This is a genomic window from Syntrophales bacterium, from assembly GCA_023228425.1.
Taxonomy (GTDB): Bacteria; Desulfobacterota; Syntrophia; order Syntrophales; family UBA2210; genus MLS-D.
Genome location: JALOBE010000001.1, coordinates 1 through 18,725 on the forward strand (window position 1 = coordinate 1; position 18,725 = coordinate 18,725).

Annotated in this window: 16 protein-coding genes and 2 pseudogenes; 10 read left to right on the plus strand and 8 right to left on the minus strand. The window is 56.2% G+C overall.

Going from position 1 to position 18,725, the window contains the following annotated elements; all coding sequences use genetic code 11:
- Positions 1-1,222: 1,222 nt before the first annotated feature.
- Entirely contained in the window at positions 1,223-1,588 is a 366-nt protein-coding gene (locus M0Q23_00005; GenBank protein MCK9527033.1) for a MarR family EPS-associated transcriptional regulator, read from the minus strand.
- A 136-nt stretch (positions 1,589-1,724) separates the two neighbouring features.
- Here M0Q23_00005 and M0Q23_00010 point away from each other — a divergent pair, with 136 nt between their 5' ends.
- The 5 genes and pseudogenes from M0Q23_00010 (at position 1,725) to M0Q23_00030 (ending at position 6,165) form a co-directional block, all read left to right on the plus strand.
- The gene (locus tag M0Q23_00010; protein ID MCK9527034.1) at positions 1,725-2,198 is read left to right on the plus strand and encodes an Rrf2 family transcriptional regulator; all 474 of its coding nucleotides are present in this window, start codon (positions 1,725-1,727) and stop codon (positions 2,196-2,198) included.
- Between the two features lie 135 nt (positions 2,199-2,333).
- Positions 2,334-3,320 (plus strand): annotated as a pseudogene (locus M0Q23_00015) (sulfate ABC transporter substrate-binding protein).
- Positions 3,321-3,333: 13 nt separating this feature from the next.
- Positions 3,334-4,191 carry a sulfate ABC transporter permease subunit CysT gene (cysT, locus tag M0Q23_00020; GenBank protein ID MCK9527035.1) on the plus strand — a complete coding sequence of 286 codons (858 nt, stop codon included), beginning with the start codon at positions 3,334-3,336 and terminating at the stop codon, positions 4,189-4,191.
- Between the two features lie 28 nt (positions 4,192-4,219).
- Entirely contained in the window at positions 4,220-5,107 is an 888-nt protein-coding gene (gene cysW / locus M0Q23_00025; protein MCK9527036.1) for a sulfate ABC transporter permease subunit CysW, read from the plus strand.
- Entirely contained in the window at positions 5,104-6,165 is a 1,062-nt protein-coding gene (locus M0Q23_00030; protein MCK9527037.1) for a sulfate/molybdate ABC transporter ATP-binding protein, read from the plus strand. The genes cysW and M0Q23_00030 overlap by 4 nt, the downstream gene beginning before the upstream one ends.
- 191 nt (positions 6,166-6,356) lie before the next feature.
- On the opposite strand, the gene M0Q23_00035 is transcribed toward M0Q23_00030, so the two are convergent.
- From M0Q23_00035 to M0Q23_00050, 4 genes are all read right to left on the minus strand, one after another.
- Positions 6,357-7,331, minus strand: a complete 975-nt coding sequence (locus tag M0Q23_00035) for a 3'(2'),5'-bisphosphate nucleotidase (protein ID MCK9527038.1) — start codon at positions 7,329-7,331, stop codon at positions 6,357-6,359.
- Between the two features lie 28 nt (positions 7,332-7,359).
- Positions 7,360-7,893: a hypothetical protein gene (locus M0Q23_00040; GenBank protein ID MCK9527039.1), complete on the minus strand. Its 534-nt coding sequence runs from the start codon at positions 7,891-7,893 to the stop codon at positions 7,360-7,362.
- A 264-nt stretch (positions 7,894-8,157) separates the two neighbouring features.
- A complete protein-coding gene (gene hemL / locus M0Q23_00045) occupies positions 8,158-9,444 on the minus strand; it encodes a glutamate-1-semialdehyde 2,1-aminomutase (protein ID MCK9527040.1) in 1,287 nt (428 codons plus the stop codon).
- On the minus strand, positions 9,441-9,908 hold the full coding sequence (locus M0Q23_00050) for a winged helix-turn-helix transcriptional regulator (GenBank protein MCK9527041.1): 468 nt from the start codon (positions 9,906-9,908) through the stop codon (positions 9,441-9,443). The genes hemL and M0Q23_00050 overlap by 4 nt, the downstream gene beginning before the upstream one ends.
- An 835-nt stretch (positions 9,909-10,743) precedes the next feature.
- Between M0Q23_00050 and atpE the strand changes: the two genes are divergently transcribed.
- Entirely contained in the window at positions 10,744-11,118 is a 375-nt protein-coding gene (atpE, locus tag M0Q23_00055; protein MCK9527042.1) for an ATP synthase F0 subunit C, read from the plus strand.
- A gap of 291 nt (positions 11,119-11,409) precedes the next feature.
- Here atpE and M0Q23_00060 read toward each other — a convergent pair whose 3' ends face one another.
- A complete protein-coding gene (locus M0Q23_00060; protein MCK9527043.1) occupies positions 11,410-11,820 on the minus strand; it encodes a peptide chain release factor-like protein in 411 nt (136 codons plus the stop codon).
- A gap of 549 nt (positions 11,821-12,369) precedes the next feature.
- Here M0Q23_00060 and M0Q23_00065 point away from each other — a divergent pair.
- The 4 genes and pseudogenes from M0Q23_00065 (at position 12,370) to M0Q23_00080 (ending at position 16,474) form a co-directional block, all read left to right on the plus strand.
- Positions 12,370-13,401 carry a hypothetical protein gene (locus tag M0Q23_00065; protein MCK9527044.1) on the plus strand — a complete coding sequence of 344 codons (1,032 nt, stop codon included), beginning with the start codon at positions 12,370-12,372 and terminating at the stop codon, positions 13,399-13,401.
- A 345-nt stretch (positions 13,402-13,746) separates the two neighbouring features.
- Positions 13,747-14,487 (plus strand): 1-acyl-sn-glycerol-3-phosphate acyltransferase, encoded by a 741-nt coding sequence (locus M0Q23_00070; protein ID MCK9527045.1) that lies wholly within the window; start codon positions 13,747-13,749, stop codon positions 14,485-14,487.
- Positions 14,488-14,581: 94 nt separating this feature from the next.
- Positions 14,582-15,022, plus strand: a pseudogene (locus M0Q23_00075) (ATP-binding cassette domain-containing protein).
- Positions 15,023-15,091: 69 nt separating this feature from the next.
- Entirely contained in the window at positions 15,092-16,474 is a 1,383-nt protein-coding gene (locus M0Q23_00080; protein MCK9527046.1) for an ABC-F family ATP-binding cassette domain-containing protein, read from the plus strand.
- Positions 16,475-16,499: 25 nt separating this feature from the next.
- Here the strand turns inward: M0Q23_00080 and M0Q23_00085 are convergent, their stop codons facing one another.
- Positions 16,500-17,987 (minus strand): asparagine synthase-related protein, encoded by a 1,488-nt coding sequence (locus M0Q23_00085; protein MCK9527047.1) that lies wholly within the window; start codon positions 17,985-17,987, stop codon positions 16,500-16,502.
- Between the two features lie 32 nt (positions 17,988-18,019).
- Positions 18,020-18,703 (minus strand): corrinoid protein, encoded by a 684-nt coding sequence (locus M0Q23_00090; protein MCK9527048.1) that lies wholly within the window; start codon positions 18,701-18,703, stop codon positions 18,020-18,022.
- Positions 18,704-18,725: the final 22 nt, after the last annotated feature.

Here is an 18,725-nt window from a genome sequence, read left to right on the forward strand (position 1 = left end):
TTTTTCCCACGGGATAGGTTCTTTCAAGCAAGGCTTCGATGGGGGTCCAGTCAACGATGGCGTTGATCTCTTCCATGCGTTTGATGGCCCGGTTTTTCTCCATTGAGGTTGACAGTGCTATGTCGGCGAAGGTGAAATTGACTTTCATGTTTTTGAAGCCCATGGAATTCTCCCAAGAGTGAGTTTTATGGGCGAACTATGACAGGAAAACGTTTGAATGTCAAGGAATATTAATATGATAGCTTTGAATAACGCAGTTTTTCAGGGCCTATGTGAACGTGAAGGAAAGGGATAATGAGGGAGTTGTGCAAAGGTCTCAAGAGTATTTTGAGGTTCTTTACAAGCGGTATAAGGAAGCCCGCCGTAAAGAAAAAACGGTTATCATCAGTGAATGTTGCGCTGTTTGCGGTTACCATCGGAAACATGCGATCCGTCGGTTAAGAGGATATAAGCGGTTTACAAAGCCAAAGGTTAAGAAAAGAGGAAAACCTTCTGTTTACAATAAGAGACCTTTGCACAACTCCCTCATTATCCCTTTCCCTCACGTCCACATAGGCCGAGAGCTCTGAATAACTGCCATTTTTGTCATTTCGACCGAAGGGAACCGGAGGGAGAAATCTTTCAAAAGAAACGACAGGACAATGGAAAAGAAAGATTTCTCGTCGCTTCGCTCCTCGAAATGACGGACCTTAAGACGCTCCTCGAAATGACATTTTTAAAGGTCATTTCGAACGCATGTGAGAAGTCTCAAAGATCCCTCGCTGTGCTCGGGACATGGATTTCTCGTCGCGATGCTTCTTGAAATGACAAAATAAAGGTCTCGAATTGTGCCATTCGTTGTGATTTTTTTGAATTTGGGTCATATCGATAGATACAGCTCCGCTCCTTCAATTACAGAGAGCTGGTTTGCACAACAACCATTTTCGTCATTCGCCCGCGAGGGTGAATCCAGGAAGTTCCCGATAACACTGGATTGCCGCCTACGCGGCAATGACGGATTCGCTGGTTTTATACGGCTCTGCAAACGTCTCAGAACACGATCTTTGAAAAGCTATCGATTGTGTCATTTCGACCGCAGAGAGAAATCTTTTAAGATACTAGTAAAGAAAGATTTCTCGTCGCCATGCTTCTCGAAATGACAAAACTCGAAGCTTTCAGAACGTGACTGTATTCCGTAATCTACTGGCGTTACTCTCTATTCACGGGTGTACTTGAAGTCCCGCTATAGTCTTTTGTATTTACTGCCGCGTGCCTCGACTTCTGTTTTCAGCTGACGGATCTCTTCTTCCAATTGGTGGTATTCCTGTATTTTATGCTTGAGAAAATAGTAGGTGATCCGAGCTTTTTCTTCGATGCCATAAGGCGTCAAAAGATACAGGTACGCGGTTTTGTTGTCTGATTTTTTAAAGTTGTCGGCCTTGATAAGTCCCTTGCGAACCAGCGCCTTGAGAAGAAAATTGATCTTCCCGAGGCTGACCCCGAGACTGGCCGACAGTTCCCGCTGAGTCATTTCAGGGTTCCTGTGTATCTCGCGGAGGATGTTGAGAACCTCTTCTCGTTCAGTGTTAAATGTCTGTGTATCCAGCATGTCCAGCGACCTTGTTCAACTAATGAACGTGACTAACCTTACTATTAAAGCTGTTATTCAATGTCAAGAGAAATTAAAATAATTCTTGCAATACTGATCATGATAGAGTAGCCAATTCATATAGGAAATATATGATATGAAATTATCCGGCAAGAGCCTGTACGCTCTGGAAGCTTTGCAGCATCTCGCCCGCAATTACGGTGAGAAACCTCTGTCAGCGACCCGGCTTGCCGCTGAATGCGATTTTTCATTGAAATACCTGGAGCAGGTACTCGCCACACTGAAAAACAAGGGAATTCTGGTAAGCACCCGTGGAAAGCACGGCGGTTACTCCCTGCGGCTGCCACCGGCGGAGGTCACCCTGGGTGATATCGTCCGCGCCATTGACGGACCGCTAGCACCGATTGAGTGCGCGAGCAGAACGGCTCCTTCCTTCAACCGGTGCAAGCATTGCGAACCCGATACCTGCTGGATTCGAAAGGTTATGTTGCGCGTCCGGGACAACATGTCGGCCATTATGGACAGGGAGACGCTGGCGGGAATGTTGCAGGAAGCTGAAAAACCCTCAATTCGGTCTCATACCTCCGGATTTCCGCCTTCTCGGGAATGACGGAAAAGGTTTATTTTTTGCGACAATATCACATATAGCATATAGGAGAATAGTTGTATGATTGCCGGAACCTGTCGTTACGTGGCTGTCTTGGTGGTGATGTTGTTCTCGCCACTCAACGCTTTCGGAGGAACGGTTGAACTGCTGAATGCCTCCTATGACCCGACACGGGAGCTCTATCGGGAGTTCAACGATGCCTTCGCTTCGCACTGGCACGAGAAGACCGGGAACACGGTGGTCGTCCGCCAGTCCCACGGTGGATCGGGGAGCCAGGCCAGGTCTGTCATTCAGGGTTTACAGGCCGATGTGGTTACCTTGGCGCTGGCGGCGGATATCGACGCTATCGCCGAGCATTCGGGGCTGCTTCCGAGCAATTGGCAGACTCGTTTTCCCCACAACAGCGCTCCGTACTCGTCGACTCTGGCATTCCTGGTGCGCAAGGGCAACCCCAAGAACATACATAACTGGGATGATCTGGCACGCGAGGATGTACAGGTCATAACGCCCAATCCCAAGACCTCCGGCGTGGCGCGCTGGAACTACCTGGCGATCTGGGGGTTTGCACTGCGCCGGGAACTGGGGGAGAACTTCGTGGCCAGACTGAAGGACCCGCTCGACGCGGAAGAAGTTGCCGCAGCGCAGGAAAAGGCACGGGATTTTACTGCCAGGGTGTACAGGAACGTGCCCGTTCTGGACAGAGCGGCTCGAGGGGCGACCAATACCTTCATACAACGCAAGCTCGGCGATGTGCTGATCAACTGGGAAAACGAAGCCCTGCTGGGCGCCAACGAACTGGACGCTGCAAGAGTGGAAATCGTGGTCCCGCCGGTGGCTATCAAGACTGAACCCGTGGTGGCACTTGTCGACGTCAATGTGGACCGCAAGAAAACGCGGGAGATCGCCCAGGCGTACCTTGAATTTCTCTACTCACCCACCGGCCAGGACATAGCCGCCAGGAACTATTACCGTCCGGTGGATCCCGCTGTTTTCGCTCGATACGCGCACCAGTTCCCCGAACTTGAACTGTTTACCGTCGACGAGGTTTTCGGTGGCTGGCCCAATGCTTACCGTGACCACTTTGATGACGGCGCCTCCTTTGACCGGATATACAGCCCACGGTAAGTAGTGTGTACTCATGACTCCTTCGTCTGTCATACAGCGTGTACGCCTGAAACAGACCAGCGTGCTGCCCGGCTTCGGGCTCAGCATGGGCTTCACTCTGTTTTACCTTGCCCTGCTGGTGCTGATACCGCTGGGCGGTCTGGTGTTGTTTACGGGAACGCGGATCACCTTGGACGAATTCTGGGTCAAGGCCATTGCCGATCCCCGAGTGCTGGCGTCCTATCGGCTCAGTTTGGGCGGATCCTTCATCGCGGCGTTGCTGAACGCTGTTTTTGGCCTGATTGTAGCTTGGGTGCTGGTGCGCTATGAGTTTCCGGGCAAGCGGTTCATGGACGCCATCGTTGATCTACCCTTCGCGCTACCCACCGCCGTCTCGGGTATTGCTCTCACGACACTCTACGTCCATACCGGGTGGATCGGGCGATGGTTTGAACCGCTGGGCATCCAGATTGCCTATGCATGGCCGGGCATCATCATTGCCCTGACACTGATCGGCCTTCCCTTTGTTGTGCGCACCGTTCAACCCGCACTTGAGGGACTGGAGCCGGAGATCGAAGAGGCTGCCGCCAGCTTGGGCGCAACGCGATGGCAGACATTTGTCTATGTGACTCTGCCGACGGTGATGCCGTCACTGCTGACGGGGTTCGCTCTGGCCTTCGCCCGCGCTGTCGGTGAATTCGGGTCGGTTTACTTCATCGCGGGCAACATGCCCTACAAGACCGAAATAGCACCCCTGCTCATCCTTATAAAACTTGAACAGTTCGACTATGTCGGCGCCACGGCCATTGGAGTGGTCATGCTGATTGTCGCATTTGTTCTGCTTTTAATCATCAACCTGCTCCAGTGGTGGAGCAGACGTCATCAGTTGTGATGGATTGATTGTGTCGGAGGATCGTGCATTGGACGAGAACCTGTCTGCTTTTCGTGCTATCAGGTCGAATACCGAGTCCGCTCTGGCCCGCCGTATTCTGATCGGTACGGCACTGACCTTCATTGGACTGTTCCTGTTTTTGCCCTTGGTGCTCGTGTTCAGCTACGCATTCAGAGAAGGTTTCGGCATGTATCTTTTCTCCTTCACAACGCCGGATGCAGTATCAGCCATACGTCTCACGCTCGTAGCCGCTGCGATAGCCGTACCGCTGAACACGCTCTTCGGTGTCGCCGCAGCCTGGGCCATCGGCAAATTCGAGTTCAAGGGCAAGAGCGTTCTCATCACCCTTATAGACCTGCCCTTTGCCGTTTCGCCTATAATCGCCGGATTAATTTTCGTGCTGCTCTTCGGATCCCTCGGCTGGTTCGGCCCGTGGCTGCGCGATCTCGGCATCAGCATCATATTCGCGACGCCCGGGATTGTTATCGCAACCATGTTCGTTACCGTACCATTCGTCGCCCGGGAATTGATTCCCCTCATGCAGGCCCAGGGAACAGAAGAGGAACAGTCGGCGCTGACATTGGGGGCCAGCGGTTTTCAGACCTTCCGGCATGTAACGCTACCGAATATCAAGTGGGGACTTATTTACGGCGTGATTCTGACCAACGCGCGAGCCATGGGGGAATTCGGGGCCGTGTCCGTCGTCTCGGGACATATTCGGGGTCAGACCAATACCATGCCCCTACACATCGAGATTCTTTACAACGACTACCAGATGACCGCCGCTTTTGCCGTGGCATCCCTGCTGGCATTTCTGGCCGTAGTCACACTGGTGATAAAATTCATGGTCGAGTGGAAGGCCCATCGAGACCGGGATGCGGCGGCCCGCAGGGTGGAACAGGGGAACAGTCCATGAGCATAGAAATCAGAAATATTTCAAAGACCTTTGGAACCTTCAAGGCACTGGACAATGTGAGTCTTACCGTAAAGAACGGTGAACTGGTGGCGCTTCTTGGGCCGTCGGGATCGGGGAAGACAACGCTTTTACGCATCCTTGCCGGACTGGAGGAGGCGGATCCCGGTGGGGGAGGCATCTTCTTTCATAACGCGGATGTCGCCCGACGCCACGTCAGCGCCCGGGGTGTGGGGTTTGTCTTTCAACACTACGCGTTGTTTCGCCATATGAGTGTTTTTGAAAACATCGCTTTCGGGTTACGGGTCAAACGCCGGAATCAAAGACCGGACAAACAGTTCATCAGTAACAAGGTGCATGACCTGCTGAAACTGATCCAGCTTGAAGGTATGGCAAACCGGTATCCCCACCAGTTGTCCGGCGGCCAGCGCCAGCGGGTTGCCCTGGCACGGGCTCTTGCCGTGGAACCCAAAGTTCTGCTACTGGATGAACCCTTCGGGGCCCTCGATGCCAAGGTCCGCAAGGAGCTTCGGTCCTGGCTGCGTCGCCTTCATGACGAGATTCATGTCACCAGCGTGTTCGTTACTCACGATCAGGAAGAAGCTCTTGAGGTTGCTGACCGTGTAGTCGTCACTAATCTGGGCAGGATCGAGCAGATTGGAACACCCGATCAGGTCTTTCACCGGCCGGCAAACGAGTTTGTCATGAACTTTCTTGGCAACGTGAATACCTTCCGTGGGCGGATCAACGAGGGAACCGTTCAATTTGACTCCATTGAAATGCCCTTCTCGGAAAACAGGCGGAAGATAAACGGAGAAGCACGTATTTTCATACGACCCCATGACGTCACCATCGATACGACGGCCGGCGGCCAGTCCGCACTGGAGGCGGCAGTCCTTCGGGTAAACACCGCAGGGCCGCTTGTCCGGGTTGAACTGATTACCAGCGCCGGCCAGAACCTGACTTCGGAGATATCACAGGAACGCTTTGCCTCAATGAACTTGGAACCGGGCGGAAAGGTCTATGTTCGTCCCCGCCATATAAGGGTTTTCGCAGAATAAAGGAATGGGGACGTACTTAACTTATTAACTATCTGACCTGACCGCCTCACCGAAATGCGTCCCGACGTCCTCTGTTCTCCTGAACAGCCACGGCTGATTCCTCTCCCAAGGAATTCGAGAGCGGTTCGTGAAGATTCATGGATCGGCACTCCGTGCGCCGGGGTAGTCATCAGAAGCAGATAGTTAATAAGTTAAGTACGTCCCCCAATCTTTTTCAGCGCAGCCAGCACCCGGTCGTGAATGACGCCGTTGCTTGCGATGACGCCGCGGTTATCCTCCATCGTTGGAGCGTCGACGAAGTTCAGGGGTTTGCCGTCCATATCGCTTACCCGTCCACCGGCTTCCTCGACTATGATTGATCCCGCCGCGTGGTCCCAGATCTTCTCACGGTAATGCGGGGCCGCGGGGGAGGGCAGGCGCACATACAACAGGGCTTTCCCCGATGCCAGGACCCCGTATTTAACCTGGGAATCCATTCGAAGGGGGGGAGTTGTGATCCCCACGGAACGGGCGATCCTGGTCTGGCGCTCCTGGTCTCCGTGGGAACTCTCGACACTCTCGACAAAGCGCATATGTTCCCCGTCGCCGGGACCGGCAACGCGAAGAGGACGGGAGTCACCACCTGTCATGGATGTCATTATGGCGCCCTCGCCGCGGGTCGCCACGTAGAGGACACCCGTTTCGCCCTTTTCATCGGCCATGGCGGGACAGCCCAGGACACCGACCTTGACGTCCCCTTCCTCGACCAGCGCCAGGGCGACGGCATACTGGTCCCCCCGCAGGAACCCCTTTGTCCCGTCGATGGGATCAACCGTCCAGTACCGGGGCGCGACGATGCCCTTTCCCCGGTCTATCCAGGCAATGACCCGGTCCGGCGTCGTCCCGGAGACCTGTTCGCCCACATACCTGGTGACGCTCAAAAGATGGCGTGCCATGTCCGGGCGGCTCAAGGCCGCCGCGTCCTCTTCGGCCACGATCATGTCACCGGGAAAGGCCTCCGACAGGACCCTGCAGATCAGGGCCTGGGATCCGAAGTCGGCTACCGTTACGGGGCTTTTATCGCTTTTCTCCAGGGCCGCGGGGATGTCGGCGCGGGCCTGCTCACAGAGCCTGACTGCGGCAACAACGGCGGCGATGGCGATCTGCTGTTCTCGATCGTACTTCATGGGGGTCAGGTCTGCTTTCTTGTCTTTTTCAGGGTTCCTTGACACCGTATATATGCCGGTGTGCTTCCGTGTCTGCGCGGTGCGCCTTGAGATCTGCGGCGACGCCATCAAGCTTGGCTGCCGTAGCATCTCCTCGCAAGGCAACCTCATCGAGCTTCGCTGCCGTAGCATCTCCACGCAAAGCAACCTCATCGAGCTTCGCTGCAACCGCATCCAGCTTCGCCGCCGTGGCATCTCCTCGCAAGGCAACCTCATCAAGCTTCGCTGCAACCGCATCCAGCTTCGCTACCGTAGCATCTCCACGCAGAGCAACCTCATCAAGCCTCTCGTTGACCTTATCAAGCTTGCTCGCTGTAAGGTCGCCTTTCGCGGCGGTGACATCGAGTTTATATTCAACGCAACTAAAGCGTCGGTCTACGTCAGCCTTGAATCGATGCATCTGTTCCGAAAGCATCTGGTGACCTTCAACGAGAATATCGAATTTATGATTGACCGATTCAGCATACACACCTATGTGGCGGGCGATCATGCTTTCAATTTTTTCTAAATCCTTGTCATTCATATTTGTTTCCTCCGGTTCTCCGTTTTTTTCAGAAATGGTTCTTACGCACAAGTCGGAGCGGAAGCTGAGAGGACGGGATGGGGACGTACTTAACTTATTAACTATCTGACCTGACCGCCTCACCGAAATGCGCCCCGACGTCCTCTGTTCTCCTGAACCGCCACGGCTGATTCCTCTCCCAAGGAATTCGAGAGCGGTTCGTGAAGGTTCATGGATCGGCACTCCGTGCACCGGAGCAGTCATCAGAAGCAGATAGTTAGTAAGTTAAGTACGTCCCCCCAGTACCGCGTCGAAGGCTTCCAATGTTTTCCGGATGTCCTTGTCGCTGTGGGCGGCGGAGACGAAGGCCGCTTCGAACTGAGACGGCGCCAGGGCGATGCCCCGCTCGAGCATGCCCCTGAAATAGCGGGCAAAGCGATCCGTATCGGCTTTCTGTGCCGTAGCGAAGTCGGTCACATCATCGGGAGTAAAGAAGAGCGTAAACATGGATCCGGCCCGGTTGACAGTTGCCGGAATCCCATGGGCCTGAAGAACGTTTTTCACAGCTTCGCAGAGCGTCTCGGCCTTGAGATTCAGATCGTCATAGATGTCCGGAGTCTTCTGGAGAATCTCAAGGGTTGCCCGGCCCGCGGCCACGGCCAGGGGATTGCCCGACAGGGTTCCCGCCTGGTACACCGGCCCAATGGGGGCGAGCATGTTCATGATGTCCCGTCTGCCGCCGAAGGCCCCTACGGGCAGGCCGCCGCCGATAATCTTGCCCAGGCAGGTGAGATCAGGCTCGATGGTATAAAGCGTCTGGGCCCCTCCGTAGGCGAGCCGGAAGCCGGTGATGACTTCGTCGAATATGAGCAGTATGTTCCGTCGGGCGGTGACCTCCCGCAGTTCCCGCAGGAAACCCGGCCGGGGGGCGATGACACCCATGTTTCCCGCCACGGGTTCGACGATGACGGCGGCTATATCACTACCCCGTTCATCGAGAACGGCGCGAAGGGCGGTAATGTCATTATAGGGAACCGTCAGGGTCAGCTCCGCCAGAGACGCGGGAACACCGGGGCTTCCCGGAATGCCCAGGGTGGCGACGCCCGATCCCGCCTTGACAAGGAGCGAGTCGGCGTGCCCGTGGTAGCAGCCTTCGAACTTGACGATGCCGGTGCGGCCCGTATAGGCCCGGGCAAGGCGTATGGCGCTCATGACGGCTTCCGTTCCGGAGTTGACCATGCGGACCGAGTCCATGGCCGGAAAGGCCTCCACGATGAGCTCCGCCAGCTTCACTTCGCCTCTTGTAGGAGCCCCGTAGCTTGTCCCCCGCCGTGCCGCTTTCCGTAGCGCCTTGACAACGGCGGGGTGGGCATGCCCGAGGATAAGCGGGCCCCAGGACGCCACATAGTCGATATACTCGCGGCCGTCGACATCACGGACCACGGAGCCCTCGGCCCGGTCGATGAAGATCGGTTCGCCTCCCACGGATCGGAAGGCTCGGACAGGGCTGTTGACGCCGCCGGGAATGACACGGCGGGCGCGGCTGAAGAGCTTGATTGATTTTTTTGTCATGGCCGGAAGTACTCCATGCTTACTTTCTTGAATTCTTCGACGCTTTCGAGAACCAGGTAATCATTGACACCCAGTTCTGCCGCGAGGTCCCGAACGATGTCGGCCAGCGGCCTTTCCAGGCCGTGAAGCATGGTGAAGAGCCCGTAGGTTCCCTGGAAGGGGGGTGTCCTTTCGTAGCAGTGGGACACTTCTCGATGTCGCGCCGCCAGGGTCCCCGCGCGCTCCATGTCTTCAGCGGGAACGGCCCAGACCACCAGGGCGTTGCTCGTGATACCGGCCCGCTGGTGGCGCAGGACGGCCCCGAAGCGGCGAATGACACCCCGCTCCCTGAGCCGGCGGATGATGTCCAGGACCGTCGCTTCATCCAGGCCGGTCCGCTTCGCGATGGCGGCAAAGGGATCGGAATCGATGTCGATGTCGCCCTCGATCGCGGCGGCGACCCGCCGTTCATTATCCGTCAACATACATGCATGTTTTTCCATATCAGGCGGCTGCACGCCCGTGCCATTCACAGAAGATCCAGCCAAAGATCTAAAAGACATATTCCGTCAGCAGACAACCGCTCAGCAGTGTCGGGAGACCTGTGCATTGTGTCATGTCGATCGCTCCCTCGGGTCATGTCGATTGTTCCATCGTGTTATTTCGACCGTTCCCTCGGGTCATTTCGACCGCTCCATCGTGCCATTTAGGCCGCTCCCTCGGGTCATTTCGACCGCAGGGAGAAATCTTGCTGCATGCCACTGGTAAAAAAAGATTTCTCGTCGCTGCGCTCCTCGAAATGACACAATGGGCAATCGAAATGACACAACAGCGCCGTCGTAACGGCTCAATGAAGCGAGCGCAGTCGTAACGGCTCAATAAAGCGGTCATAACGGCTCCACCGGGGAACAGTGATGGCCCTTCTCGACGTCCAGGACGTCGTAACGGCTCAACAGAGCGGCCGAAATGACGCACCCCGTGAAATTCAGACGTCCGTCTTACGAAGACAGTGACACCTGACGGCTTTGTAAAGAAGTCCAAATTTTCCAAAAGCAGCTTTGTAACTCATTGGAAATATTAGGCTCGATTTTTAAAATTTGCCATTTTTCGACTTTTTACGGAGCCGTCACACCTGAATCTTGCATTTTTTTGTGGCCAAGTCAAAAATTTTCTTGACAAGGATCACTGTTCTCTATATCAAGCACGTAGCGGATTTCCGGTATTGAAGGAAGGTTCCAGCCAACATGACAAAGGAACCTGGGACTCTTCAGTCGATACCACAACCCGGGGAATCCGTAAATTCAGCACAGGAGGTGCGTTATGCGTAAAGGGTTAAAGGGAGTAGTTCTGTGTTTGCTGGTTCTCGGTCTGGTTATGGCGTTGTCGTCCTTCGCAATGGCCGCCGAGGAAGGTGCGACGGCTGTTGTGGACTATTCACTGGCAATCGTTCTCGCCGCGAGCGTCATCGGCGCGGGATTCGCCATGGGAATGGGCGCGCTCGGACCCGGTAGCGGTCTGGGACAGGCCACAAGCGGTGCCGCGAACGCTGTCGGCAGGAATCCGGAAGCCCAGGGCAAGATTCTTCTTACCATGCTCGTTGGTATGGCCATGACGGAATCCGTTGCTATCTACGCGCTTGTTATCGCACTGGTCATTATGTACGCTAACCCGCTGGTGAGTATTATCGCGGGCTAGTGCCACGTAATAGCCGGCTCTTCGGAGCAAATCCCGTCACGCGGAGTACCTTGGTCGTACTGACCGGAGAAACAATACAGCGTGACACGGTATTAGTTGAAGGCTTCATACGAGAAAAGGGGGATGCCGCAACCACGAGCATTCCCCTTTTTTTGTCTTGTTTCGCCGCCATCCCGTCGTCTCGACCGGAAGGGGCATTGTTTCTGGCCCGGCACAGGCGCGGGCATGTCTCGCCGTCCGGTTTTCACCCCGGGCTGAGGCATCTTTGCCGATCGTAAGAAGACCGCTGAATCATACGTCCGGAACCGGCGGCTTCCGAAGCTCTTTCTTTTCCGACTGGCGGCGTTTCGCTTCCAGGACTTTCTCCTTCGCCCGTCCGGATCGTTTCCGTTTCTGCCGCCGCATTTTTTCTATGCGCTGGCGCTCCGCCGAAACGATGCCATCCCGCATCCGTTCGATCCTGTCCATGAGAAGCCGCCTGGCAAAAAAACGGTTCAGGGCTTGTGAGCGCTCCCGCCGGCATTTGACGGCAAGTCCCGTGGGAATGTGGAGGAGGTGAACACAGGAAGAGGTTTTGTTGACCTTCTGGCCGCCCGGCCCGGAGGAACGGACGAAGGTTTCCCGCAGGTCATCCTCGCAGACTCCGAGTTTTGCCATCCGCTTTTTCAGTTCCTGTTCCTTTGCCTCTGTTACGGTAAACATACTGCGCGCATTTCTGATCCGTCTCCCCGCTTAAGCCCGGGATCCATCGTCGTCTTGGCGGCCTGCCCGTCCAGTCATTTTCGCCCGGGCGGGAACCTGGGGGTAAAAAAGAAAATGCCGATATCTTTAAAACCTGTCGATTGTGTCATTTCGGCCTCTCCCCCTATCACTTCGGCCTCTCCTCCGTCACTTCGAACGCTTCCCTGTCACTTCGAACGCATGTGAGAAGTCTGAAAGATCCCTCGCTTTGCCCGGGACAGGGATTTCTCGTCGCTTCGCTCCTCGAAATGACGGACCTTAAGGTGCTCCTCGAAATGACGGACCTTAGGGCGCTCCTCGAAATGACAAAATTTCAAAGGTCATCGATGATGACACAATTCAACGGTCTCGTATATTGATATTTCCTGTACGCTTGTCTATACTTCGCCTGGCATGAACGGCATCGAACGTTTTTCGATCCTATACGAGAGCATCGGTATTCACGGACCTTAAACCACCTGGGGCCACTGCTTGTCAATACCGGAGAGAGGACACGGCGTATCGCCTTCCATGTTTTCGGCGCAACTCATCAATGAACCATGTTCAGATCCGGGGCTCTATGTCAAACTGAAGCACCGACAGGAGGCTTTTCTTTTTGATCTCGGGGACATCAGCCGCCTGTCCCCCCGGCAGATTCTTCGGGTGAGTACGATTTTCGTCTCCCACACTCACATGGACCACTTCATCGGATTTGACCACTTTCTGCGAATCAGCCTCGGCAGGAAGGGCGGTGTATCCCTTTTCGGGCCGCCCGGTTTTATCCGAAACGTCGAAGGAAAACTGGCATCCTACACGTGGAATCTGGTTCACAACTATCAGAATGATTTTATCCTTCGCGTCACAGAAGTTGACGAATACTCGATGGTGTCGAAACAGTACCGGTGCAGGCGGGGATTCGAGCCGGAAAACCTTCCGTCGGCACCTTTCAACGGAACGCTTCTGGACCGGGATGACCTGATCGTGAAGGCCGTGTTTCTCGATCACCGCGTCCCCTGCCTTGCCTTTTGCCTGAAAGAAAAGCGGCACATCAACATCATGAAAAACGTGCTGACCGAGATGGGTTTTGAGCCGGGCAGGTGGCTGCGGGAGGTGAAGGATGCCCTGCGGAGCGGCCCTCCGGGAGACATGACCATTGATGCTCCGGCGATTGAACGCGGAAAGGACGGTGAAATCAGGCGGGAAACCATCAGCATCGGCGAGCTGGCGGAGCGGGTGGTGAAGATCACGCCGGGCCGGAGGATCGCCTACGTGACCGATGCCCTGTTCACCGCGGAAAACGCCCGGAAGATTGTCGATCTCGCCCGGAATTCAAATGTCCTGTTCATTGAGGCCGCATTCATGGATAAGGACCGGGACAGGGCAGTTGAAACCTGTCACCTGACGGCCCGGCAGGCGGGAATGCTGGCCCGGGCGGCCGGCGTCGGTTACATACGGGTTTTTCACCTGTCACCACGGTACACGGACCAGGTGGACATGGTCATCCGGGAAGCCGAAGAGGCCTTCAGCCCCGGCTCTCTCCCGTCGCCCGCGTTCGAGACGTAACGGTCATCAAGGAAACTCGGCGCCGCTTCTACCACCCCCGCGAGCATCCTTGTGAACGGATCCGTCCTGCAGGACACACCGTGGGAAAGACGGTCGCGCTTCGGAACACCCTCCCCTCGGGAATTTCCTCTCGACCGGAGCGGCAGAACACCGGTCGAAGGCGATACCGGGAGTCTTTCAGGGGCGGATGGCCGATTCGGGAGCCGCGGCTCCGCCCTGTGTTCAGGCGCACCTGCAAGCTTCCTGTTGTGATGAGACAGGCTCGATGGTATAATCCATTCTGTTGCCGTCGCCGTTTTGTGATGCCGATACGGGCTTACAAGAGGAACTCCCGGAAGTAACGCTATGAAAAAAGTTCTGTACATTCTGTATCAACCATACAAGTGGCTTATTTTTGCTCCTGTGCTGCTTCTGTCGACGCTTCTTTTGGGAATCACGGCTCTTGTTCTCCTCATGTTCCTGGGGCCCAGGACGGTCAGCCGGGTCTGCGGGCAGACCTGGGCCCGCATCAACAGCTTTGTCACCCCCATGCTTGTCACCGTGGAAGGCCGGGAGAACATAGATCCCGAGCAATCCTACGTTGTCATCAGCAACCACCAGAGCCAGTTCGATATCTTCGTTCTCTACGGCTGGCTGGGCATCGATTTCAGATGGGTTATGAAGCAGGAACTGCGCAAGGTGCCGGCCTTGGGGGTCGCCTGCGAGAAAATCGGCCATATTTTTATCGACCGATCGAACCACGAAAAGGCCCTGGCGTCCATAAACAGGGCGAAGCAACAGATCACCGGGGGAACGTCGGTATTGTTTTTCCCCGAAGGAACGCGAAGCTGCAGCACGGAGATGCTTCCCTTCAAGAAGGGGGCCTTCAGGATGGCCGTCGACATGGGCCTGCCCCTGCTGCCCGTAACCATCGTGGGAACGGAAAAAATACTGCCCAACAAGACGATCGATCTGTTCCCGGGATCGGCAACCATGATTGTTCACCCGCCCATAGACACCACGGGATACGATGATGGGACACTCCGGGAGCTCATGGACCGGGCCCGGGAGGTCATCGAATCGGCTCGACCCCCGCGGAACCAATAAGACTGCACCTATGATCTCTCTGAACAGGGTTTCAAAACGCTATGGGGACAAGCTTCTTTTCAACGATTTCTCCTTTCAGATCAATGACGGCTCCCGAATCGCCCTCGTGGGATCCAACGGAACAGGAAAATCGACGCTTCTGAAAATCATTGTCGGAGAGGTGGAGCCTGATTCCGGATCGGTGGAGCGGGCGCGCTTTGCTACAGCGGCGTACCTCCCCCAGGAGGGGGTCCGGCACCGGGGGAACACGCTGATGCGGGAGGCGGAACAGGCCTTTCCCGATGTTCTCCGCCTGGAGGAACACATAGCGGCCGTGAGCCGCCGAATTGAAGATCTCGCCGCGCGCGGCGGGACACCGCCACCGGAGCTTCCGGCGCTTCTCGAAGAACTGGGGCACGCCCAGCACGACATGGAACGGTGTGAAGGGTACACCAGGGAAGCGAAAATAAAGGAAATACTGTTCGGACTGGGATTCACCGAGGAGGATCTGCCCCGAAAGACGGAGGAGTTCAGCGGCGGCCGGCACATGCGGATCGAACTGGCCAAGCTTCTTTTGCGTGAACCCTCGGTGCTTCTCCTGGATGAACCCACGAACCACCTGGACATGGAGTCCCTGGAGTGGCTCGAAGAGTTCCTCGTGTCCTACCGGGGCTCGGTCGTCCTGGTCTCCCATGACAGCCGCTTTCTTGACACCCTGGTGAACCGGGTGGTGGAACTGTCCCAGGGAAAGGCCACGGAGTACCGGGGAAACTACTCGTCATACCTGTTGCAAAAAGCCCAACGACGAAAAATCGCTGAATCTTCCTACGAAAACCGGCAGAAATTCATTGAGCGGACCACCCGGTTCGTCGAACGGTTCCGCTACAAGAATACCAGGGCGCGCCAGGTTCAGAGCCGGCTGAAGATGCTGGAAAAGCTGGCCGCTATAGAAATCGGGGGACCGGAGCGGCAGATCGCCTTTTCCTTTCCTGATCCTCCCCGTTCAGGGCGGGTGGTACTGGAACTTGCAGGTCTGGAAAAGTCCTATGGAACCAAACCTGTTCTCAGGGACATCTCACTCACCATAGAGTCGGGAGACCGTATCGCCTGCCTGGGTGTCAACGGTGCCGGAAAATCCACACTGGCCCGCGTCATGGCGGGTATCGAAGCCTGTGACCGCGGGGAACGCAGGGTGGGACACAATGTCACCATCGCCTATTACGGCCAGAACACGACAGAACTGCTCAATCCCGACAGGACGGTGCTCGGGACCCTTGACGAGCAGGCTCCTTTCCGGTCACCCGGCGAATTGAGGACCCTGCTGGGATCCTTTCTCTTTACCGGTGATGACGTGTTCAAGCCCGTGTCGGTCCTGTCGGGAGGTGAAAAAAGCCGTCTCGCCCTGGCGAAAATGCTGCTTGAACCGGCGAATTTCCTCATCCTCGATGAACCCACCAATCACCTCGATGCCCGATCGAAGGCGGTGCTGCAAAAGAGGCTGCGGGACTTTCCGGGAACCTTGTACATCGTGTCTCATGACCGGGACTTCCTGGCACCCATAACCAACAAGGTGCTGGCCCTCCGCCGGGGGGGAGTGGATGTTTACAGAGGAACCCTCGAAGAGTACCTGGAGAGGATACACGGGCTTCGTGAAAGTCCGGAGAATCTTGAAAGAGACACCGGCACGGCCGGCGGCGGGAAGGAAGCTTCCGCCGACCGCGAGCGGAAACGCCGGGAAGCACTCACCAGGCAGGAGCGTCACAGGCGAATCAAGCCTCTTCGGGACGAAGCCGCCGCCCTCGAGGGGACCATTGAAGAAGCAGAAGCCCGTCTCCGGCAAATCGAAGCGGCCTTTGCCCGGGAAGAAACCTTTGTCGACGAGCGTCTGATACAATCGCTTCAGAAAGAGTACGCCGATCTTTCAGCCCACCTGGAGTCGCTCTATGACACATGGACCGCCCGCCACGAATCGATCGAAGCCGTTGAACGGGAGTTCTCGGTCCCTTGAGACACCGCGTGGACGGCCTGAATCCTCAGAACGGCTTCTCCCAGGCAGGGAAAAAGGCAGGACGCAGGGGATCCCACCTTCCGACGAGCCTGTCGTAACAGGGATCGGGAAAGGTTTCCTTGAATATCCCGTAGTAGTAGAGCTCCTCCACCGATGACAGCAGGGGGGTGCCCCGCCGACTGTTGAAGGCCTCCAGATCAGCCTCGGAATACACCTTCTCCGCTTCTCTTCGCATGACGTGGGAAACACCCGAACCCTGGGCAAAAAACCGCTTCGTCTGATAGAGGACATGTTTCGGGAGAATGCCTTCAAAGGCCTCCCGGACAATCCATTTCCCCCTCAGGTCCGGACCGTGAATCTTGCACTCCAGCGGAATTTTACGGGAAAAATCCACAACAGCGGCGTCTGTAAAAGGGACGCGGCTCTCGTAACCGTTGGCCGCGTTGAGACGGTCGAGACGTTGCAGGGCCGTGTTGTGGGCCACGTTGATGAGGCTGTCCACGATGCTCGCCCGCTCTTCCGGGTTTTGCGCCTCCCCGTACTGACCGTCGTAACCGGCGAAATGTTCGTCCGCTCCCTCGCCGGAAAGAACACAGTCGGCTTTCCCCCGCAGGAAGCGCCCGGCCAGGAAATGCGCGATGGCGCCGTGGACACAGCTTTCTTCGTACATTTCCTGGTGATGGATGGCCGGGGGAAGAATTTCGTTGATCTCCTTCTCACCGAAGATCAGGACATGGTGCTTGAGCCCCAGGTATGCGGCAACATCCCGGGCGAGGGGCAAATCGGCCCCCCCTTCCATGCTGACGGTGAAGCATTCAATGTCGGGCTCGACCTGTGCCGCCATGGCCGCGATGAGGCTGCTGTCCAGACCGCCGCTGAGGAGAATACCCGTGACGGCCCCGTCTTTCATGCGTCTGACTACGGCGGACTCCAGGAGATTCCTGAGAACCACCTTGGCCTGATCGAAGTCTTCGAATTCCGGGGTTTCCACGGCTCCGCACCGGAATGCTCTGAAGCCCCGTTCCCGTGAATAGCAATAGCCCGGGGGAAATTCTCGAACATCATTCGCGAGGCCCACAAAGGCTTTCGCCTCCGAGGCAAAGCAGAGGTTCCCCTCGGAATCGTGGCCGTAGTACAGAGGCTTCACGCCTGCCTCGTCACGTGCCAGGATGAGCGAGCCCTCGTGGACGATGGCGCAGGCAAAGTCTCCGTCGATTTTTTCGGCAAATGAGGGCCCGAACCGCTCAAAAAGCTCCAGGACCGCCTCGGCGTCGGACATTTCCTCAAGATCGGTATTGTAGACACGGCCATCAAGAACCACTGACGCTTTCTCCCGGGACGCCCGGTGTGATATCGACGAGCCCCCGCCACCCAGACGAAGTTCACACAGGCCGATATGGGCGGAACCGTCTTCGAACTTCCAGGTACCGTGAGGACCCCGGTGCCTGATTTTTTCAAGTAATTGATCCACAAGGCCTGAATCGGCTCCGAGTGTTCCGGCTATTCCGGACATCGCTGTAAACTCCTTTCTTCGCGGCGCCCAGGTCAGGCCGCCGGCATTGACTCGAGTATCCTGACGGCCTCAAACCCGTCGGCACAGTAAGCGTCGGCGCCTATTTCCTCGGCATATTCCTTTGAAACGGCCGCTCCTCCCACAAAGACGCGAACCTGGTCCCTGAGTCCGGCCTTCCCGAGAGCTTCAATAACCTCGCCCATGACCAGCATGGTCGTGGTCAGCAGGGCCGACAGGCCCAGGTAGGCCGGTTTGTGTTCCCGAACGTATTCGACGATTTTCTCCGTGGGAACGTCGATTCCCAAGTCCACCACGTCGTACCCGGCACCCTTGATGAGAATGGATACGATGTTCTTGCCGATGTCGTGTATATCGCCCGCTACCGTGGCGATGGCAAAGGTTCCCCTGGGCTGAACGTCGGACCGCTCGAGGTGCGGTTTGAGAATATCCATGGCGGCGCTCACCGCTTCCGCCGAAGCCAGCATATCGGGAACATAGTATTCTCCGGAGTTGAATTTTTTGCCCACTATCCCCATGCCGGCCGTCAGGCCCTCCGAAACAATCTGCTGAACCGGCAGGTTTTCACCGAGTGCCTGTTGTGTCAGTTCGACGACGCCGGGACCGCCGGTGAGGCTGTCATCGATGCCCTCATCTTCGCTGGTCATCCGTCCCTGGATGACGTTTTCCTTCAGTCTGGAAATGATATGTTCGCTCATGGCTGATAACCTCCTTTCGGTA

What these genes read in the sequence shown, in the direction of transcription:
- atpE (MCK9527042.1), top strand. Translation starts at nt 10,744, where the DNA reads ATGCGTAAAGGGTTAAAGGGAGTAGTTCTGTGTTTGCTGGTTCTCGGT.
- M0Q23_00085 (MCK9527047.1), bottom strand. Translation starts at nt 17,987, where the DNA reads ATGTCCGGAATAGCCGGAACACTCGGAGCCGATTCAGGCCTTGTGGAT.
- hemL (MCK9527040.1), bottom strand. Translation starts at nt 9,444, where the DNA reads ATGACAAAAAAATCAATCAAGCTCTTCAGCCGCGCCCGCCGTGTCATT.
- cysT (MCK9527035.1), top strand. Translation starts at nt 3,334, where the DNA reads ATGACTCCTTCGTCTGTCATACAGCGTGTACGCCTGAAACAGACCAGC.
- M0Q23_00030 (MCK9527037.1), top strand. Translation starts at nt 5,104, where the DNA reads ATGAGCATAGAAATCAGAAATATTTCAAAGACCTTTGGAACCTTCAAG.
- M0Q23_00060 (MCK9527043.1), bottom strand. Translation starts at nt 11,820, where the DNA reads ATGTTTACCGTAACAGAGGCAAAGGAACAGGAACTGAAAAAGCGGATG.
- M0Q23_00010 (MCK9527034.1), top strand. Translation starts at nt 1,725, where the DNA reads ATGAAATTATCCGGCAAGAGCCTGTACGCTCTGGAAGCTTTGCAGCAT.
- M0Q23_00050 (MCK9527041.1), bottom strand. Translation starts at nt 9,908, where the DNA reads ATGTTGACGGATAATGAACGGCGGGTCGCCGCCGCGATCGAGGGCGAC.
- M0Q23_00065 (MCK9527044.1), top strand. Translation starts at nt 12,370, where the DNA reads ATGTTTTCGGCGCAACTCATCAATGAACCATGTTCAGATCCGGGGCTC.
- M0Q23_00005 (MCK9527033.1), bottom strand. Translation starts at nt 1,588, where the DNA reads ATGCTGGATACACAGACATTTAACACTGAACGAGAAGAGGTTCTCAAC.
- M0Q23_00090 (MCK9527048.1), bottom strand. Translation starts at nt 18,703, where the DNA reads ATGAGCGAACATATCATTTCCAGACTGAAGGAAAACGTCATCCAGGGA.
- M0Q23_00080 (MCK9527046.1), top strand. Translation starts at nt 15,092, where the DNA reads ATGGAGTCCCTGGAGTGGCTCGAAGAGTTCCTCGTGTCCTACCGGGGC.
- M0Q23_00040 (MCK9527039.1), bottom strand. Translation starts at nt 7,893, where the DNA reads ATGAATGACAAGGATTTAGAAAAAATTGAAAGCATGATCGCCCGCCAC.
- M0Q23_00070 (MCK9527045.1), top strand. Translation starts at nt 13,747, where the DNA reads ATGAAAAAAGTTCTGTACATTCTGTATCAACCATACAAGTGGCTTATT.
- M0Q23_00035 (MCK9527038.1), bottom strand. Translation starts at nt 7,331, where the DNA reads ATGAAGTACGATCGAGAACAGCAGATCGCCATCGCCGCCGTTGTTGCC.